The 17494-nt window shown below is 50.6% G+C and carries 16 protein-coding genes and 3 tRNA genes; 5 read left to right on the top strand and 14 right to left on the bottom strand.

What is annotated here, in order from left to right; genetic code table 11:
• Window positions 1-52 precede the first annotated feature (52 nt).
• From G9409_RS08875 to murA, 5 genes are all read right to left on the bottom strand, one after another.
• Window positions 53-952, bottom strand: a complete 900-nt coding sequence (locus G9409_RS08875) for an AEC family transporter (RefSeq protein WP_166808425.1) — start codon at window positions 950-952, stop codon at window positions 53-55.
• A gap of 33 nt (window positions 953-985) precedes the next feature.
• A tRNA-Arg gene (locus G9409_RS08870) sits at window positions 986-1062 on the bottom strand.
• A gap of 21 nt (window positions 1063-1083) precedes the next feature.
• Window positions 1084-1157, bottom strand: a tRNA-Glu gene (locus G9409_RS08865).
• A gap of 33 nt (window positions 1158-1190) precedes the next feature.
• Window positions 1191-1264, bottom strand: a tRNA-Ile gene (locus G9409_RS08860).
• A gap of 88 nt (window positions 1265-1352) precedes the next feature.
• Window positions 1353-2624 carry a UDP-N-acetylglucosamine 1-carboxyvinyltransferase gene (murA, locus tag G9409_RS08855; RefSeq protein ID WP_166808424.1) on the bottom strand — a complete coding sequence of 424 codons (1272 nt, stop codon included), beginning with the start codon at window positions 2622-2624 and terminating at the stop codon, window positions 1353-1355.
• Between the two features lie 196 nt (window positions 2625-2820).
• Between murA and G9409_RS08850 the strand changes: the two genes are divergently transcribed.
• Complete coding sequence (locus tag G9409_RS08850; protein ID WP_166808423.1) at window positions 2821-4341, top strand: peptidoglycan DD-metalloendopeptidase family protein; 1521 nt, start codon at window positions 2821-2823, stop codon at window positions 4339-4341.
• 35 nt (window positions 4342-4376) lie between these two features.
• On the top strand, window positions 4377-5210 hold the full coding sequence (locus tag G9409_RS08845; protein ID WP_166808422.1) for an NAD+ synthase: 834 nt from the start codon (window positions 4377-4379) through the stop codon (window positions 5208-5210).
• 53 nt (window positions 5211-5263) lie between these two features.
• Here G9409_RS08845 and nadB read toward each other — a convergent pair whose 3' ends face one another.
• From nadB to mreC, 9 genes are all read right to left on the bottom strand, one after another.
• On the bottom strand, window positions 5264-6859 hold the full coding sequence (gene nadB / locus G9409_RS08840; RefSeq protein WP_166808421.1) for an L-aspartate oxidase: 1596 nt from the start codon (window positions 6857-6859) through the stop codon (window positions 5264-5266).
• A 100-nt stretch (window positions 6860-6959) separates the two neighbouring features.
• Window positions 6960-7577: a DedA family protein gene (locus G9409_RS08835; protein ID WP_166808420.1), complete on the bottom strand. Its 618-nt coding sequence runs from the start codon at window positions 7575-7577 to the stop codon at window positions 6960-6962.
• 166 nt (window positions 7578-7743) lie between these two features.
• Window positions 7744-8289, bottom strand: coding sequence for a pyruvoyl-dependent arginine decarboxylase (locus G9409_RS08830; RefSeq protein ID WP_006366415.1), 546 nt, complete (start codon window positions 8287-8289; stop codon window positions 7744-7746).
• 80 nt (window positions 8290-8369) lie between these two features.
• On the bottom strand, window positions 8370-9590 hold the full coding sequence (gene tyrS / locus G9409_RS08825; RefSeq protein ID WP_166808419.1) for a tyrosine--tRNA ligase: 1221 nt from the start codon (window positions 9588-9590) through the stop codon (window positions 8370-8372).
• An 18-nt stretch (window positions 9591-9608) separates the two neighbouring features.
• Complete coding sequence (smpB, locus tag G9409_RS08820) at window positions 9609-10082, bottom strand: SsrA-binding protein SmpB (RefSeq protein WP_166808418.1); 474 nt, start codon at window positions 10080-10082, stop codon at window positions 9609-9611.
• Window positions 10083-10095: 13 nt separating this feature from the next.
• On the bottom strand, window positions 10096-11583 hold the full coding sequence (locus G9409_RS08815; protein ID WP_166808417.1) for an FAD-binding oxidoreductase: 1488 nt from the start codon (window positions 11581-11583) through the stop codon (window positions 10096-10098).
• The gene (mrdA, locus tag G9409_RS08810; RefSeq protein WP_166808416.1) at window positions 11580-13493 is read right to left on the bottom strand and encodes a penicillin-binding protein 2; all 1914 of its coding nucleotides are present in this window, start codon (window positions 13491-13493) and stop codon (window positions 11580-11582) included. Before mrdA ends, G9409_RS08815 begins: the two co-directional genes overlap by 4 nt.
• Entirely contained in the window at window positions 13493-13984 is a 492-nt protein-coding gene (locus G9409_RS08805) for a rod shape-determining protein MreD (RefSeq protein ID WP_166808415.1), read from the bottom strand. The genes mrdA and G9409_RS08805 overlap by 1 nt, the downstream gene beginning before the upstream one ends.
• Window positions 13985-14004: 20 nt before the next feature.
• A complete protein-coding gene (gene mreC / locus G9409_RS08800; protein WP_166808414.1) occupies window positions 14005-14847 on the bottom strand; it encodes a rod shape-determining protein MreC in 843 nt (280 codons plus the stop codon).
• A 276-nt stretch (window positions 14848-15123) separates the two neighbouring features.
• Between mreC and G9409_RS08795 the strand changes: the two genes are divergently transcribed.
• The 3 genes from G9409_RS08795 (at window position 15124) to G9409_RS08785 (ending at window position 17491) form a co-directional block, all read left to right on the top strand.
• Entirely contained in the window at window positions 15124-15513 is a 390-nt protein-coding gene (locus tag G9409_RS08795) for a co-chaperone GroES family protein (RefSeq protein WP_006366408.1), read from the top strand.
• A gap of 119 nt (window positions 15514-15632) precedes the next feature.
• Window positions 15633-16604, top strand: a complete 972-nt coding sequence (gene nadA, locus G9409_RS08790) for a quinolinate synthase NadA (protein ID WP_166808413.1) — start codon at window positions 15633-15635, stop codon at window positions 16602-16604.
• Between the two features lie 155 nt (window positions 16605-16759).
• Complete coding sequence (locus G9409_RS08785) at window positions 16760-17491, top strand: hypothetical protein (RefSeq protein WP_166808440.1); 732 nt, start codon at window positions 16760-16762, stop codon at window positions 17489-17491.
• Window positions 17492-17494 lie beyond the last annotated feature (3 nt).

Genomic DNA, 17494 nt, shown 5'->3' with positions numbered 1-17494 from the left:
GTTTGTGAACGATGGACACTATCAGGTCCCGGAATAGATGAATCGAGCTATCCTAAAGCGTGGTGAGCAGGATCGGAATAAGCACCATTGATGCAATCATGCAGGCGGCTACCAGTGATGCAGCATATTCGCGGTCAAGTTTTTCAACCGAGGCAAAGGTCAGGGTGTTGAAACCCGCAGGAGCCGAAGCGCAGAGCACCACAACGGCCCGGTCAACTCCGGAGATGTTGAACAGGTCGGCGAGCCAGAGCCCGAGAGAGAGGCCGAGCAGCATCCGTAGCGCTATGCCAACTCCGAGATGGAGGGGATTTGCTTTTTTTATGCTGAAAGAGGCGCCAAGAGCGAGCAGAACAAGCGGGATGGTAAGCGTGCCTGTTGTGAGGAGAATTTTGGCGGTGAGCGGTTCCGGACGCAGCGACAGTGCATTCATCGTGAGCGCCAGAACGAGTGCCAGAAGCGGCGGCGATTTGAAAAGTTTGCCGTTCAGGCAGTGCTGAGGGTTGTTGCCAGAGCGGCATGCAAACGCCCATGCAATGGTATAGGCCGACAAACCATTGGGAATATCAAAGATGAAGAGCCGGGCAAGACCCTCATCTCCGTAAAATGACTGGACGAAGGGCATGACGAAACCGAGATTCATGATGATCGATCCGGAAACCAGTACGGCGGATGTTTGCGGCTTCATTCCGGTAACTTTTCCTGCAAGCATTGCAGCCGGGAGCGTAAGGAGGATTATCAATGTCGAGATAAGGGCGACAAGCAGGAGTTTGCTGTTCAATTCGACCGAGGGGAGCACGGAGAGCAGGAGCGCCGGGAGTGTCAGGTTGAATACCAGCTTCAGGAGTGTGTCGGCATCCCGGTCATCAAGAACGGATGTGCGGCGCAGAAGCACTCCCAGAAAAAACATGGCAAATGTGGGAGCAAGAAGAAACGCAAGGTCAAACATCGGCATAGGAGGAAAAGCCGTTCAGCCAGCGAGAAGAGTTGGTGCACCCGAGAGGAGTCGAACCTCTAACCGTCTGATTCGTAGTCAGATACTCTATCCAGTTGAGCTACGGGTGCTTTTTTTGTCTCATTGAGAGGTAGCGTGTACGGGATTCGAACCCGTGATCTTCGCCTTGAGAGGGCGATGTCCTGGGCCACTAGACGAACACGCCAGGTAAATATTTTTGTCAGCTCTTCATACTGCGTGGGCCCTGTAGGACTTGAACCTACGACCCAGCGATTATGAGTCGCTTGCTCTGACCAACTGAGCTAAGGGCCCTCGTTGCTTGGCTTTAGAGGCAGTTAATATAATGCATGAGATTGAATATCCAAAAGAATAATCTCTTTTTCTCTTTTTTCTCCGTTTATCAAAACTCTTTATAGCTCTCACGACTGATATCGGCTCCGAGACTCTTCAGTTTCACTTCGATTTTTTCGTATCCCCGGTCGAGATGGTAGACCCTCAGCACCTCCGTTGTTCCTTTGGCAACAAGCCCTGCAAGCACCAGACTTGCCGATGCCCTCAGATCGGTTGACATCACTTTGGTGCCGGAGAGTGTTCTTGGTCCGTGAACCACCGCCTGGTTTTTGCGGATCTCGATATTGGCACCAAGCCGGTTCAGTTCAGGGATATGGTTGAACCGTTCATGATAGATCTTGTCGGTAATATGGCTGGTCCCTTCAGCCTGTGTCATCAGGGCTATCCACTGGGCCTGCATATCGGTAGGAAAAGCCGGATAGGGTTTGGCTGTAATATCGGTTGGTATAAGTATCCCGCTGCTTTTCAGGGTGACACTGTTCTCGGTTGTTTCAACGGTGCAGCCTGCGTGGACAAATTTTTTAAGTACCGATTTGAGCTGCTCCGGCTCAACATCGTTGACCGTGATCTCTCCTCCGGTTATTGCCGCAGCAGCAAGAAGCGTTCCTGCTTCAATCCGGTCAAATGCATTCTGAAATTCTGCGGCATTAAGTGACTGGCTTCCCTCAATTTCAAGCTCGGTTGTTCCGGTTCCCCTGATGGTTGCTCCCATGGCCGTGAGGAAATGGCAGAGCGTCACAATTTCCGGTTCAGCAGCGGCATTGCTGATCGTTGTACTCCCTTCGGCAAGTGATGCTGCCATCAGTGCATTGCCTGTTGCTCCAACCGAGGAGATAGGGAAATCAATATGGGCTCCGTGCAGCTTTCCGCCAGGGGCAGTGGCATCAATGAAGCCGGTCTCTATGGTGATACGGGCGCCGAGTTTTTCCATTGCCATCAGATGCAGGTCGATAGGCCGGGGACCGAAGGCGCATCCGCCCGGAAGGGATACCCTTGCGTGGCCGAACCGTGCAAGCAGCGGGCCGAGCACATAGATCGAAGCTCTCATTTTTTTTACCAGTTCGTAGGGCGCCAGGATACTGGTCACGTTTCCGGTCGTAACGTTCAGGGTGTTGCCGGAAAAAGAGGTTTCAGCACCAAGGTGATGCAGGAGCTGCGTAAAGGTTTTGATATCCTGAAGATCGGGGATATGGTGCAGAATAAATGTCCCGTTGCCGCTTAGCAGTGTTGATGCAATGATCGGCAGGGAGCTGTTTTTTGAACCCGAGGCAGATACGCTGCCGCTGATCCGGCGGCCCCCTCTTATGACAAGCTTGTCCATGTGGTAGTAGCTGATGAAAAAACCGATATTTAATTATTTAAGCGTAAGAAAAACAAATTATTTTTTTCTTGTGACCTTTGCGAAGAAAAGATTTTATCCTTTACCTTGAACAGAGGCCTCATGCTCTGCTTGGTATGGCTCTTTTTAACAGGTTTGTGGTAATAGTCTTTGAATTTTTACGGTCCGGGGATTTTTTATGAGTTTTATGGTTAGTCGCGCTTTTTTTTACAGCCTGTTACGAAGGGGGGCATGCGCTTTTCTGCTCCTCCTGTTCTCTTTTCCCGTCATGATGTCAACTGCTTCGATTGCGGCACCTCCGGTAAACAGTGAGATCGCAAGGATCATGGCCGAGCGCTCATCGGTTGAACGGACTCTCAGAGAGCTTAAAGGACAGTTGAAAGAGTACCAGTTCAAACTGAGTTCAACCAGAAAGCAGGAGTCCCTCTCACTCAAGTCACTGGAGAATATCCGTCGCCAGATTCTTGTGCTTGAAAAAATGATCACTGAAAATCAGAACTATCTTGACCGTCTTAACCGGGATATCAATCGACTCCAGGTCGAACTTCAGGGTAATCGCCAGATATATGGCAGGGTATCTGACGATTTCAGAAGAACAGCTGTTTCTGTTTACAAGTATGGGGGGCGCCGGGATGTTGAGCGTCTTTTTGCCTCGGGTTCGGTCAATGACGCAATCGTCCGGGCACAATACATGGGTTTTTTTACCCGCGCGGTACGCCGTAATGTTGACGATCTGCAGCAGGCAGCCGTTACGCTCGAAAGTAACCGGGTTGCACTTGAGCAGACCTACCGCCAGAAAGCAGCAGTGGTAAAAGAGCAGGAGAACCAGCTGAAAACCTGGGCCAGAAGCAAACAGGAGAAAGAGGTTGTACTGGTCAAGCTGAAGCAGAACAAGCAGGAGTATGCAGCCCAGCTCGAAGTTGTCCGTAAAAAACGTCAGCAGCTGCAGTCAAGGATTGAGTCGCTGATTATGGCTGAACAGCGGGCTGTGGAGGCTGAAAATGAGCGGAGGCGGAAGATCATTGAGGCGAGGCGTCTTGAAGCAAGGCGTCTTGAGGCACGCAGGGTGGAGCTGAACCGGCTTGAAGCTGACCGTCAGACGCTCAGGCGGCTTCAGGCGGAACGGATGGCAGCAAAGAAGCGTAAAGGTGTTGCTCCTCCTCCACTGTCGGAGCAGCCCGCAGTCTTCATAAAGGATAAAAAAAGGCCGGAGACTCCGCTTCCTCCGGTTCAGGAAAGGCAGAGTGTTCCCGCTCAGCCCGAGATCGCTTCTGATGTTGACCGTGTTTCGGCGGATTTCGACAATGCAGCAGGTTCTCTGCCCTGGCCTGTGCGCAATGGTGTGGTATCCCAGAGATTCGGATCGGTTCAGGACAGGGATCTGAAAATTGTTACCACGAATAACGGCATTGATATTTCCGTACCGTCGAGTACCCAGGTCAGGGCGGTCTCCGGCGGCAGGGTCGCCCAGATTGCCTTTCTGCCCACATTCGGCAACATTGTTATTATCCGTCATTCAAAATCCTATCTTACCGTCTATGCCAATCTCGGTCAGCTGAGTGTGGCCAAGGACGATCTGATAAAATCGCAGCAGATGGTCGGGCTTTCCGGAAGGATGCCGGAGGGCGGTTCTGTGGTGCATTTTGAGATCTGGAAGGGTCGTGTCAAGCAGAATCCGGAAAAATGGCTCAGACGCTGAACATGACGGGAGAACAAATAAATCGGGGTGCCATTATGAAGGTTCAGGATCTCCATCTAAACTACCATATAGTCGAGGAGATGCTCAAGGCTTTTCTTTCCAACGAGATCCGCAAATTCGGGTTCCGTTCGGTTGTTCTCGGTCTGTCCGGCGGTATTGATTCGGCGGTTGTCTGTGAGCTTGCTGTTCGCGCCCTTGGTCGGGAAAACGTTCTGGCGCTCATGATGCCCTACCGGTCAAGCAGTCCGGAGAGCCTTGAGCATGCTGAGCTCATGATCCGGAGGCTCGGTATCCGTTCGGAAGAGGTTTCCATTACGCCGGTTGTCGATGCACTGTTTTCCTCCGTGCCGGAGACCGAGCTTTTGCGGCGAGGTAATATCATGGCCCGGACCCGTATGGTTTTTCTCTATGATGTATCGGCCAGAGACGGACGGCTTGTTGCCGGTACAAGCAATAAAACCGAGCTGCTCCTCGGTTACGGAACCATGTTCGGAGACATGGCTTCAGCGATCAATCCTCTTGGTGATCTCTATAAAACCCAGGTCAGAGGACTCGCACGCCACCTTGGTATTCCTGAACCGCTTATTGAAAAAGCCCCATCCGCCGACCTCTGGGAAGGGCAGAGTGATGAGGATGATCTTGGTTTCAGCTACGAGGAGGTTGATCTCCTGCTCTACAAGATGCTTGAAAAGAGAATGGATAAAGCGGCTATTCTCACAGAAGGGGTGGATGAACCGTTTTATGATCGTGTGAGAAAGATGGTTGTACGGAACCAGTACAAGCGGATGATGCCGGTTATCGCCAAGATTTCCGGTCGCACTCCAGGTATTGATTTTCGCTATGCAAGGGATTGGCAGGAGGTGAAGTAGAAGGGACTCAAACCGCTCACTACGATTAATAGATGAGCCTGTGTCAATGTCAATCAGAAAGAGCGCAGCACGGTGTCGATGAGGAAGTGTTTGTCGTCCTTGCCGGGGTAGTCGGTTGTGTAGTGCAGTCCTCTTGATTCACGGCGCTTTATGGCCCCTTCAATGATAAGGTTTGAGACCTTGATGATGTTTCTCAGTTCCAGAATCTGTGTGGTGATCTTTGTCTTTTTATAGTAAGCTTCAGTTTCATCCTTAAGGAAATCCATTCTCCTTTTTGCTCTGGCAAGCCGAAGGTCACTGCGTACAATACCGACATAGTCATTCATCACCTGCTGGGCTTCGCGCTTGTTGTGTGAAACAAGGATCCACTCTTCGGGGTTTACGGTCCCGGTATCGTCCCAGTCGGGAAATTCGACACTGTTCTCCAGCTGCTGGAGTTGTTCGCGGATATCAATACTTGCTTCCCATGCGAAGACGAGCGCTTCGAGCAGGGAGTTGCTTGCGAGCCGGTTTGCTCCGTGAACCCCCGTGCAGCTGCTCTCTCCGCAGGCATAGAGCCGGTTGAGGGTGGTTCGGCCTTTGCTGTCCGTTCTGATCCCTCCGCATGAGTAGTGTGCGGCAGGAACGACCGGGATCATCTCCCGTGTCATATCGATGCCGAAACTGAGACAGGTTTCGTAAATATTGGGGAAATGCTCTTTGGTTTTTTCCGGATCGATATGCGTCACATCAAGAAAGACGCACTCCTCTCCGCTTTTTTTGATCTCCGAGTCGATGGCTCTTGCCACAATGTCGCGGGGTGCAAGGTTCTGTCGCTTGTCATACTTGTGCATGAACTCCTGGCCGTTCTTCAGTTTCAGGATCCCTCCGAATCCACGGACCGCTTCGGAAATCAGGTATGAGTTTGCCTTCGGATGGTAGAGAGAGGTTGGATGAAACTGGATGAACTCCATATTGGCAACTTCCGCTCCGGCCCGGTACCCCATGGCCACACCATCTCCGGTGGCAATATCGGGATTGGTGGTGTAGGGATAGACATGGCCGAGACCTCCGGACGCCACCATGGTGATTTTCGAAAGAATTTTTTTCGGCTTCCTCTGTTTTGTATCAAGCACATAGGCCCCGTAGCAGGAGATGTCGTTGGTTTTGATGCCGAGATGATGCTCGGTAAGCAGTTCGATGGCAAAATGGTGTTCAAGCAGGGTGATATTGGGATGGTTGTTGACCCTGTCAATGAGCGCGGTTTCAACTGCCCGTCCGGTAAGATCCTGCGCATGGACGATCCGGCTTCTTGAATGCCCCCCCTCCTTGCCGAGGTGGAGGTGCTCATGGTCTGATGTTGTAAAGTTGACACCGAGTTCTATCAGGCGCTGAATGTGCCGTGGCCCTTCCCTGACCATGAGGGAGACCATCTCGCGATTGCAAAGTCCGGCTCCGGCACCGAGTGTATCGGCAATATGCAGTTCCGGGCTGTCGTTGGTATCGATAGTGGCGGCAATTCCTCCCTGCGCCCAGTTGGTATTTGACGTGAAACTCTCTTTTTTAGTAATGATCGTCACACTGGCGTGATCGGCCATGTGAATGGCAAAGTAGAGGCCGCCTATACCGCTGCCGATAACCAGAACATCAGTTTTTATCGATTCAGTCATTACCGTGATACCCGGATTGTTAAAGGTTGTTCTGCCTAAAATACCACACCTGCGCTTAATATCCGTGAACAGCTCTGTTTTAAAAAGAGATAAGCAGGAGTTAGCGTTGCTTTTTTTTCGGTTTCAGGCTTTTCAGCGCGCTGGCGGCAATCAGGATAATTCCTGCAAGAATGATGGTATGCAGGTACTGGACAATATCAGGAAAGAGGCTGGCAATAAAGTAGCCGATCAGGGTAAAGCAGAGTACCCACGCAACAGCACCGGAAACACTGAAAAAAAGGAAAACAGGGAAGGCCATGCCGGCCACTCCTGCAAGGGATGCAGCAAAGCTGCGGATAACCGGAACAAAACGGGCGAGAAAGATGGTTTTTGCACCGTGTTTTTTATAGAAGCGCTCGGTTTTTTCAAGGTGTTCCCTATGAAAGAAGCGGGACTCCTCTTTATTGAAAATTGTTCTGCTGAGTTGTCGTCCTATAAAATAGCCGGTTGCATCGCCAAGAATTGCGCCGCATACCAGGGTCGCAAGTGTGCGATAGATGTCGAGGCTTCCGGTAGCGGCGATGAGGCCGGCGGTTATGAGCAGGGAGTCACCGGGAAGAAAAAAGCCGGCAAAGAGTCCGGTTTCGGCAAAAATAATAGTAAAGAGCAGCAGGTATCCTCCCCAGATAATCAGCTCCTCAAGTGTATGTATATTCTGGAACGGTGTGAAGAAGTCCATGAACGGGGAGAGAATGATGGGTTAGAGGAGTGAATGCCTGGAACTGAAAACAGTGAAAAGGGCATAGCCAGGCCCATTTCACTGTTCAGTAAATTTTGTATACCGGGCGCACCCTTATGGAGTGCCCTGACTACGGTTCAGTTCGTGCTGACCGTATTCCGGATGATTACGGAAGGAGAACGGCGCAGGAGATGACTGTTGTCCACATCCCGTTTTCACCCTCTGCCGACTGCGTGATATTGTAGGAGTTGATGATCTTGCCGCTCATCTTGTAGATACCCTCGCGTTCATCCCAATCCTTGTTCGGATCAAACTCGATTCCGAGGGTTGTGGCCAGCATGGTTGCTGCCAGATCTTCAGCATATTCTCCGGACTGTTCGGCAGATTCTCCGAAAGGATGGTGTTCAGAGAGGTAGCCGTACTGGGTATCGTCTGCCGGAATAGCCACACCGACCGAAGCGGCAATAAGGCGGTTGTACTCATTGGTTGAGTTGCGAGCCATGACGGCAAAGGTGATCTGGCCTGGAGAGAGCTCCTTCAAACCCTCTTCAACGCTGATGCGCTCACATTTCGGCGGAAAAATACTTGATACGGTGACCAGATTGCATTTCTCAATTTTGGCTTCTCTCAAAGCAAGCTCGAAAGATGAGAGATACTCCTTGTGTCTACCCACACCTTTGGTGAAGAATACTTTTGTCGGGACAAATGACAATGCCGTGCCTCCGGATAAATTTATTGTACAAACAGTCTACACTATCGAAATTGAGCAATTATAGGAAAAAGCAGTGGCATTCAAAATGTTTTTTTTGCGGCGACTTTAAAAAACCTTCTTTTTCCGGCCTTGATGATTTTCGGTTCGCTGTCGAGATCAATCTTCTCATGGATTTCCGAAATTTTCCGGTCATCGACCAGAACGGAGTTCTGCTGTATCATCCTGCGGGCTTCGCTTTTTGAGGGTGCGGCACCAAGGGTGACCAGCAGGTCGATCAGCGGCAGTGATTGTTCTTCAAACAGAAAGAGTTCAATGTGATCAGGTGCTTTTTTATGCACAAAAAGCTGATCGAAGTGTGTTTCGGCATCTGCAGCGGCTGAGCGTGAGTAGTAGGAGGCTACGATCGCTCTTGCAAGAGCCCTTTTGGCACTTCTCGGGTCCGTTTCCCGCTGTTCAAGAATAGATGATGTGGCTGCACGCTCAGTTTGCGGTACCAGAAGCCGGCACCAGGTCTCGATCAGCGGGTCGGGAATCGAGAGTACCTTGCCGTACATCTCCGATGGCGGGTCATTGAAACAGATGGCATTGCCGAGTGATTTCGACATCTTCTCCTTTCCGTCACTGCCCACAAGCAGCTCCATGGTAATGCAGACCTGCGGCGGGATGCCGTACTCCCGCTGCAGATCCCTGCCGACAAGCAGGTTGAATTTCTGGTCGGTGCCGCCGAGCTCAATATCGTTTTTCAGATGTACCGAGTCCATCCCCTGTGCCAGAGGGTAGAGAAATTCATGAATCGAGATGGGTTCATTTGAGCGGTAGCGCCGTTCAAAGTCATCGCGTTCAAGCATTCTGGCTACGGTGTAGTGGCTTGAAAGACGGATGATGTCGGCAAATTTCATTGCACCGAGCCAGTCGGAGTTATAGCAGATGGTTGTTTTGTCGGGGTCGAGGATTTTTGATGCCTGTTCGAAATAGCTCTCACCGTTCTCTCTTGCCTCTTTTGCAGAGAGCTGGGGTCGTGTTTTGCTTTTCCCTGACGGGTCGCCGATCATGGCGGTAAAGTCGCCGATGATGAGGATTGCTTCATGGCCGAGATCCTGAAACTCCCTGAGTTTTCGCAGTACGACCGAGTGGCCGAGATGCAGATCCGGTCTTGACGGGTCAGCACCAAGCTTCACTTTGAGCGGCACGCCGGTTTTCAGGCTGTGCAGAAGCTTCTGTTCAAGCTCTCCAACGCTGATGAGTTCCACAACATTGGCGGTAATGATATCAAGCTGTTCCTTTACGGTTGGAAAACGCATGGATTGAGTTTTTGGTGTTTAATATTGTTTTCGTACCTGCTCCATCTGCCGCTGGTTCTCCCGCGCCTTGATGGTTTCGCGTTTGTCGTAGAGCTTTTTCCCTTTGGCGATGGCAATCTCTAATTTTAACAACCCTTTTGAGCTGAAAAACGCTTTTAAGGGCACCAGTGTGAGCCCTTTTTCCGTTATTTTCGCCTGTATTTTAAGAATTTCAGCCTTGTGCAGAAGCAGTTTCCGGCTCCGTTTCGGTTCGAGCATCTCCAGATGGTTGTGCTCATACGGGGTGATCTGCATGTTTTCAAGCCACACCTCATTGCGAAGGATGATGGCAAAGCTGTCGTTCAGGCTGGCCTTGCCGAGACGCACCGATTTGACCTCGCTGCCGAAGAGCTGGATACCGGTGACGAAGGTATCAAGAATTTCAAATTCATACCGGGCCTTTCTGTTCTGAATGGCCTGTACGTAGTGTTGTGTGGTCTGTTTTTTCGACACCGTGTGCGGGAGTTCAATGGTTTTCTGTTTCCAAACAGGCTGCCGGAATAATATTGCCGATGTTGAGGATCAGGTCGGGATCCAGGCTCTTTTTTATCCGCACCATCTCCCTTATTCCCCTCTCCTGATAGAGCCCGACAAGATACTCTGCCTTGAGCTTGCCGATGCCGTGTTCGGCCGAGAGTGTTCCGCCAAGAGCAAGTGCCTTTTCAACAAGTTTCCGGTAGAGCGCCTTGGCCAGCAGAAACTCCTCCCTGTTTCTCGGCAGGATGTTCAGGTGCAGGTGTTCGTTGCCTATGTGGCCGAAAAGAATATAGACAAAGCCCTCCTGTTCGCAAGAGTTCCGGTAAAAATCAAACAGTTCACGGAACCGATCGCCGGGCACGGCCATGTCGGTGCTGATTTTGCTCTCCTTCTGCCGGCTCAGCCAATCATTGACAAGGAGCGGGAGGGTGTGGCGAAACTCCCGCACTCTGGACTGTTCTTCACGGTCAAGCGCTATCCATGAGTTGTCGGTCAAGGCATTGCATGATTCCATGAGACAAAAGAGGGTGTCAAGAGCCGCTTCATCGCTTTCCGGAGTTGTTTCCAGTTCGATGAAAATTGCCCCTTCGCTCTCCTGGGGCAGATCGGGATATTTTTGGGCGAGCAAGCCAAGGGAGTTTTTGTCGAAAAATTCAATAGCTCTCGGTGAAATACCGTTTTCCGGCTCTTTGAGGAGTTTGACGAACCCGAAGAGATCGTCAATTGTGCCGAAATGGATCAGTGATGAGATAAGGGAAGCCGGTCGGGGAATGAGCATGAGATCGGCTTCAGCGATGACTCCGAGAGTTCCTTCCGAACCGATGAAGAGATCGATGAGATCCATGCCCTCCTTTGAAAAGTATCCTGCATTGTGCTTTGACGTTGCCGGCATGCGGTAGTCCGGCCTTTGCAGTGTGACTGATCCCGAGTGCGGCAGAGTGAAATGGAAGGTGCCCTGTTTGTCCGCCTTGCAGCTGCCGCGGGAAAGATCGAGCCGGTCACCCCCTGGCAGTATGATGAGAATCCTTGCAATATGCTCACGGGTCGGCCCGTATTTGAAGCTTCTTGCTCCTGAAGAGTTATTGGCTATGGTGCTTCCGATAAAACAGAGTTTTTCGGTAGGGTCCGGCGGATAAAACCATCCGCTCTGTTCAGCTTTTATCTGGATATTTTCAAGCAGCGCACCTGCCTGCACGGTCATGATTGCATGCCTTTCGGAGAGTACTTCAGGCTCATCGATCCGGTCGAGTTTCTGCATGGAGATGACGTAATCTCCCATCGGGATTCTGCCGCCGGTTGTTCCGGTTCCGTTTCCGGCAATGGTAAAGCGGCGAGGTTCTGCACCATCCCTTTTCAGCAGGCCGGCAAGTTCATCGACTGTTTCCGGGAAAAAAACTCCCGGAGTATGGCCGGTTTTCAGGTTGCTTGTATCCTCAAGAAAGCCCTGTATGGATGCCTGGTCATGCTTGTAGATCATTCTGCTGGTACAACGTCACTGTTTTTTTTACTGCTCTCCGCTGCTGGCGGAGGGGTTTCATTCGTTACCGTATTGTCGGACGGAACATCCGGCAGGGTTTCGCTGGTGCTGTCCGTCTCTGCTTTGGGCGATCCGGGGAGTGCAGACACCGGAGGCTTTTCGCCCTTGATATAATATTTTATCAGTTCACGGGCAATCGGGGCGGAAATGGTGCCGCCGAAACCTGCATTTTCAACCAGAACCGCCATGGCGATTTTTGGATTATCGACCGGTGCATAGGCGATAAACCATGCATGATCCTGTCCGTGGGGGTTCTGTGCGGTACCGGTTTTTCCGGCAATCTCCACGCCGGGGACTTTCGCCAGCGTTCCGGTTCCGCGAAGCACGACCCCCTTCATGCCGTCCCTGATAATGCCGTAGGTTTCAGCCGTTACCGGCAACTGCTGTTTAGCGAAGGTGAAGGGGATATACCTGCCGGTTGCCGTATCACGGTATCCGTTTACAATATGGGGCTGAAAGAGCGTTCCGTTGTTGGCAAGTGCTGCCGCATAGGCTGCAAGCTGTACCGGGGTTGTACCGAGCTCACCCTGGCCGATGGCAAGACTGACCAAATACCCTTTTGTCCAGCGATTTTTTCCGTAGCGGTTGTTATAATATTCGATTGACGGCAGAAGTCCTGCCCGTTCGCCCGGAAGGTCAATGCCCGTTTTCGTGCCGAAACCGAACATACTGCCATATTTTGTCCAGTTATCCAGCCCGACCTTGAAAATCAGGTTGTAAAAATAGACATTGGAGGAGACGGTTATGGCTTCCCGCATATCTACCACACCGTGCCCCTTCCCTTCATTGCTGAGAAAGCGTCTCCCCCCATAGATGAAGACACCGCTGTCGAGTATTTTTGTAGCCGGATCCATTCTCTTCTCTTCAAGCGCAGCCATGGCCAGAATCATCTTGTAGATGGAGCCGGGAGGATAGACGGCCTGAACTGTCCGGTTAAAGAGCGGTTTTTGGGGAGAGGTTAAGATATCGCTCCACCCCTTGCTGTCGGTCGAGCCATTGAAAATATTCAGGCTGTAGTCCGGAGCACTGGCAAGAGCAAGAATTCCTCCTGTAGAGGGGTCTATGGCGACAACCGCACCGGATCTTCCGGTTTTTCTCAGCAGTTGTTCGGCAAGCTGTTGAAGGCCGCCATCGATTGAGAGATAGAGGTCATCACCCCTGACAGCGGCTATGTCGCTGTTGCCGTAGTTGTATTTACCGGCAAATTTCCCGAGTGGAGTGATCATTTCAAACCGGGCACCCTTCTGACCCCTCAGACGTTCTTCATAATATTTTTCCAGTCCGCTGAATCCGATTTTGTCATCCGGGGTGTATCCCTGCTCAGCGAACTCCTCAAGTTTTGCTTTGGAGATGGCACGCAGATAGCCGAAAAGATGGGAACCGTTCAGAGAGTCGGAGTACTTTCTTTTATTGTCGGTTTCAATCAGCACTCCGGGCAGCTGCCAGAGGTTTTCACTCAGTCGCGCTACGTCAACACCGTCAAGGTTACGGCTGACTGTTACAGCCGAAAAACGGTTGAACTCATATCCCTTGCTGATTTTATCAGCCAGCTCGGCTTTCTCTATTTTCAAGAGCCATGCAAGGTAGCCGGTGCGCTCTTTTTTGAATTCAGAAGGAATGACCTTGACGGTGTAGAGCGGCTGATTATCGACAAGGACGACCCCCTTTTTGTCAATCATGCGTCCTCTTGGCGGCTGAACCCAGACCCTTCGGATACTGTTTGTTGTCGAAATTGAGCCGAGCTGCTGATAGTTAAGTACCTGGAGGTAGAAAAGCCGTGCGAAAAGAACGGAGAATACAGCTACGACAAACAGTGATACGAGAGTAGTGCTTCGCTGAATTTTATCCATCAGTCTGAAAAGGTTTTTCTCATTAACAGCCAGTGTGCCACAAAGGCAAGAATGAGGGTGAGGAGTGATTCAAGCAAGCCGAGAACCAGAATACGGTAAAGGGGCGAAAGACCGAGAGGGTTGTAACCGGCCGCAAAAATCGCATTGGCGAAGAATGTTGCCGTCATGACAGCCCAATACAAGCGTTTGGTTTTCTGTTTTGATGTAGCATGACTGTTTTCAGGAATATTGAAATATCCGGCAATAAAACCCTCTACCGTTCTTGCAAGCATAGAGAGGCCCATGTTTCCTGACAAAAGTCCGGTTATAATTCCCGCAGCAAACCCGAAACTGGTACCCGCTCTCTGGCCGACAGTTACAGAAACAAATGCAAGAAAGAGCGAAATGGCATCGGGCGATACGTCAAAAACAGTAAGATGGGAGAGGCCGAACACCTGCAGCAGTGTAACAATGCAGAGTACAACGATATAGAAAGGGATTTTTGTTGCCACAACAATCAAGGTCTTGAAAATTAAGGGAGAGGCTCTTCTGTTGTATTGTCGCTGGTCATGATGGTTTTTTCCGGCTCGATTTTAAGCGGAGCAACAAGAACCTGACTCAGGGATGAAAAATCAACGGCAAGCCGGACATCTACGGTGTAGAAGAGTTTATCGGGAGTGATACGCACTACCCGTCCGACTGGAATTCCTCTGGCCGAAAAAGTACTGAAGTCAGAGGTGACAATCTCCTCATTTACCTTGAGGCTGCTGCTGATCGGGACATGCTCCATCTGGGCGATGAACTCCCGGCCGCCACTCCAGGAGAGTACGCCGCTGCTGCTGCTTTTATCGGAAACAACACAGACCTTGAAATCCGTGTGGATAACTGGCATAACCTTTGCATAATTCTCCGAGACGGTTGTTACTCTTCCAACAAGTCCCTGGGGAGTCAGAACCGTCATATCCTTTCTGATCCCTTTTTTCCATCCGGCATCAATCAGGAGCATGTTCTCCCGATCGCTGAACCTTCGGCTTACAACCCGTGCCATGATGAAGCTGGACGCATCGAGCGTGCTGTCTGCCGTAATTTTCCGGCTGTTTCTCTCATCCGTTACTGCCGCATCAAGGTTGATCACTCTTGCAAGAAGATCGGTGTTTACCTGCATCAACCGGTCATTTTCCTGCTTCAGGTTCAGCAGGTAGCTATAGCTTAAAAGTTTGTCGGTTATGAAAGCGCTGAACTCAATGCCCCCGGTCCGTACTCTGGTAATAGTATCATCATTCTGGAGCTTTATGAAAAAAATCGAGATAGCACAATAGACTGCAAAGAGCAGCCAGGTATTGTGCCGGCTAAATACATTGAAAAACTTCCGCACGTTCGAGTTTCCGGTTATATATATGGAGAGCTGCTGTGTTGAGATTATGAGCGCAGAGGTTTGGCAGCACCTGGCCTCATGGATACGGTTACGGTTTTCTTCAGGTGGTCCGATTTGACCTTTTAATCGGGATTCCGGCAGCTTTGCATCCGGTTTTTTTAATGCCTCTTTATCAAACTATGGAACCAAAGGCTCAGGATTTGCCTGACACTTATTTTTTATTACATTTTCCTCATCCACCGCATAGAGCTGCGGTAAACAGGTCAAGAGAAACATATGACTCAAAATGTGAATATAACAGATAAATTTGTTGTTGTCGGCGATAGAGTATTAATCAAACCAAAATCTCTTGATGACAGAACCAAGTCAGGTATCTATCTTCCTCCCGGAGTCCAGGAAAAAGAGAAAATCCAGAGCGGCTATGTTATAAAAACAGGGCCGGGCTATCCGATAGGTCCCCCTCCGGAGTCTGACGAACCATGGAAAGAGAGGGTAACGGCGGCGCAGTATATTCCGCTTCAGGCAAAAGTCGGTGATCTGGCTATTTTTATCCAGAACAGCTCCTATGAGATTGAGTATGAAGAGGAACGATACATTATCGTACCCAATTCGGCCATTCTGCTTCTGATCAGGGAAGATGACGATCTTGACTACTATCTCAAATGATCCGGAAATTTCCTGATGCAGTGCCGGATTTCTGCAACATGTAATAATTTTACCCATCAGTTTTTTTCTGCTTCCTCAATACCGTACCTCGAGGCTCGCAACCGATTGTATATCATATTATGACCAGAGATTTTGTTTCCGCCGGAGCCGTTGACGGCACCCTTTTGCATGAAGAGCTTTTTCAGCGGATCAGTGTGCTGAAAAAAGAGATGAATGCCCTGATTCTTGCACACTACTATACGGTTCCCGAGGTGCAGCAGGTCGCAGATATTGTTGGCGACAGCCTCGCTCTGGCCCGGGCGGCTGAAAAAAACAGTGCGGATGTGATTGTTTTTGCCGGGGTCTATTTTATGGCGGAAACAGCCAAGCTGCTTAATCCCGGAAAACTGGTTCTGATGCCTGACTCCCATGCAGGGTGCCCTCTGGCAGACAGTTGCCCGCCCGTTGAGTTCAGGAAGTTCAAGGAGTCGCACCCGGAGGCCCTGGTTATCACCTATATCAATTCGACCGCCGAAATCAAGGCGCTGTCGGATATTACCTGTACCTCTTCCAATGCCGAGCAGATTATTCGTCAGATTCCCGAAGAGCAGTCGATCATTTTTGCACCTGACAAAAATCTCGGAGGCTATCTGGCACGCAAACTCCACAGGGAGATGTTTCTCTGGCAGGGTTGCTGTTATGTGCACGATGCCTTTACCGAGCCCTATATTCTCCAGGCATGCCGGGAGCATCCGGATGCGGAGTTGATTGCCCATCCCGAATGCCGCGAAGAGGTGCTGAGCCATGCCTCCTTTATCGGTTCCACACAGGCTCTTCTGCAGTATACGGAGTCAAGTTCAGCTCAAAGCTTTATTGTTGCGACCGAACCGGGAATTCTCTATGAGATGCATGAGCGTTCTCCGGGGAAAGTTTTTATTCCGGCCCCCAAGGATAGCAATAATCCCCACAGCCTCTGTACACAGATGAAGCAGAATACCCTTCAGAAGCTCTATCACTGCATGCTGAACCGGTCACCTGAAATTACCGTGCCCGAAGGGCTTCAGCGTGCTGCCCTGAAGCCTATCCGACGCATGCTCGACATGTCGGCTTGATGGCTTTCGGCTTTCCTGAGCCCGCTTTTTGAGGGTCGAATGGTTTTTGCATTGAGACGAATGTGCGTACCTTGTTGTGTATCCATCAACTGACGGGAGCCACCTTTGCAGGCACCCCTCAACAAGAGAGTGAGGCCGGTATGCACCATAACATCATGCAACGTGTTGTGCCGGTTTTAACCGCCCTTCTTTTCTTTTTAACCACGCTGCCGGTATACGGATGGCATGACAAAACCCATCTGGCAATTGCCCGTGCATCGGGATTTGATCGCTGGTACAGCGCAGCAGCTCCGGATGTAGTGAAGTCGAGGGAGGCATTCAGAAAGATTGAGGAGAAAAACCACTATTTCAATAACAACGGGGCGGTACCGGTTAATGAGATAATGGCGATGGATCAGCTTCAGCGCTTCAATGATCCAGATGACCAGGAGGGCCATCTTTATGGAGCGATCATCGGCTCGGTTCGTGATTATCGTGCACTCAAGGCTACAGGGAAATATGCAGACTATCCACTTGTATTTGCTGCCCACTACATTGCTGACCTCTCCATGCCACTGCATAATAGTGCTTATGATGCTTTCAACAGGGAACGGCATTCGAAAAACGACGGCATTATCGAAGGTGAGGCTCTGAAATGTATCGGTCTCATCAGGCGGAGTATCTACAATATAACTCTTGCAGGTGAAGCTGACCTTGCCATCGAGATCGCCCGTGTTGCAGAAATTTCCCGCAAGCTTGGCAACCGGATGCGTATTGAAAACAGGGATATGACCAGATCGGAAGCTCTTGAGCAGGCTGTTCACAGTGCGTCACTCTTCAGGGCGATTCTTCTCTATGTTGGTAAAACGCCGGACGGGGAGATAACAGATAATGGTAACATGAAATAATAG

This window comes from Candidatus Chlorobium masyuteum, from assembly GCF_011601315.1.
GTDB lineage: Bacteria > Bacteroidota > Chlorobiia > Chlorobiales > Chlorobiaceae > Chlorobium > Chlorobium masyuteum.
The sequence above is the reverse complement of the archived record's forward strand: the minus strand, read 5'-3'. Positions and strand labels throughout refer to the sequence as shown.

What these genes read in the sequence shown, in the direction of transcription:
- G9409_RS08795 (WP_006366408.1), top strand. Translation starts at nt 15,124, where the DNA reads ATGACTCAAAATGTGAATATAACAGATAAATTTGTTGTTGTCGGCGAT.
- G9409_RS08835 (WP_166808420.1), bottom strand. Translation starts at nt 7,577, where the DNA reads ATGGACTTCTTCACACCGTTCCAGAATATACATACACTTGAGGAGCTG.
- murA (WP_166808424.1), bottom strand. Translation starts at nt 2,624, where the DNA reads ATGGACAAGCTTGTCATAAGAGGGGGCCGCCGGATCAGCGGCAGCGTA.
- G9409_RS08875 (WP_166808425.1), bottom strand. Translation starts at nt 952, where the DNA reads ATGCCGATGTTTGACCTTGCGTTTCTTCTTGCTCCCACATTTGCCATG.
- G9409_RS08850 (WP_166808423.1), top strand. Translation starts at nt 2,821, where the DNA reads ATGAGTTTTATGGTTAGTCGCGCTTTTTTTTACAGCCTGTTACGAAGG.
- nadA (WP_166808413.1), top strand. Translation starts at nt 15,633, where the DNA reads ATGACCAGAGATTTTGTTTCCGCCGGAGCCGTTGACGGCACCCTTTTG.
- G9409_RS08815 (WP_166808417.1), bottom strand. Translation starts at nt 11,583, where the DNA reads ATGATCTACAAGCATGACCAGGCATCCATACAGGGCTTTCTTGAGGAT.
- tyrS (WP_166808419.1), bottom strand. Translation starts at nt 9,590, where the DNA reads ATGCGTTTTCCAACCGTAAAGGAACAGCTTGATATCATTACCGCCAAT.
- G9409_RS08785 (WP_166808440.1), top strand. Translation starts at nt 16,760, where the DNA reads ATGCAACGTGTTGTGCCGGTTTTAACCGCCCTTCTTTTCTTTTTAACC.
- G9409_RS08845 (WP_166808422.1), top strand. Translation starts at nt 4,377, where the DNA reads ATGAAGGTTCAGGATCTCCATCTAAACTACCATATAGTCGAGGAGATG.
- nadB (WP_166808421.1), bottom strand. Translation starts at nt 6,859, where the DNA reads ATGACTGAATCGATAAAAACTGATGTTCTGGTTATCGGCAGCGGTATA.
- mrdA (WP_166808416.1), bottom strand. Translation starts at nt 13,493, where the DNA reads ATGGATAAAATTCAGCGAAGCACTACTCTCGTATCACTGTTTGTCGTA.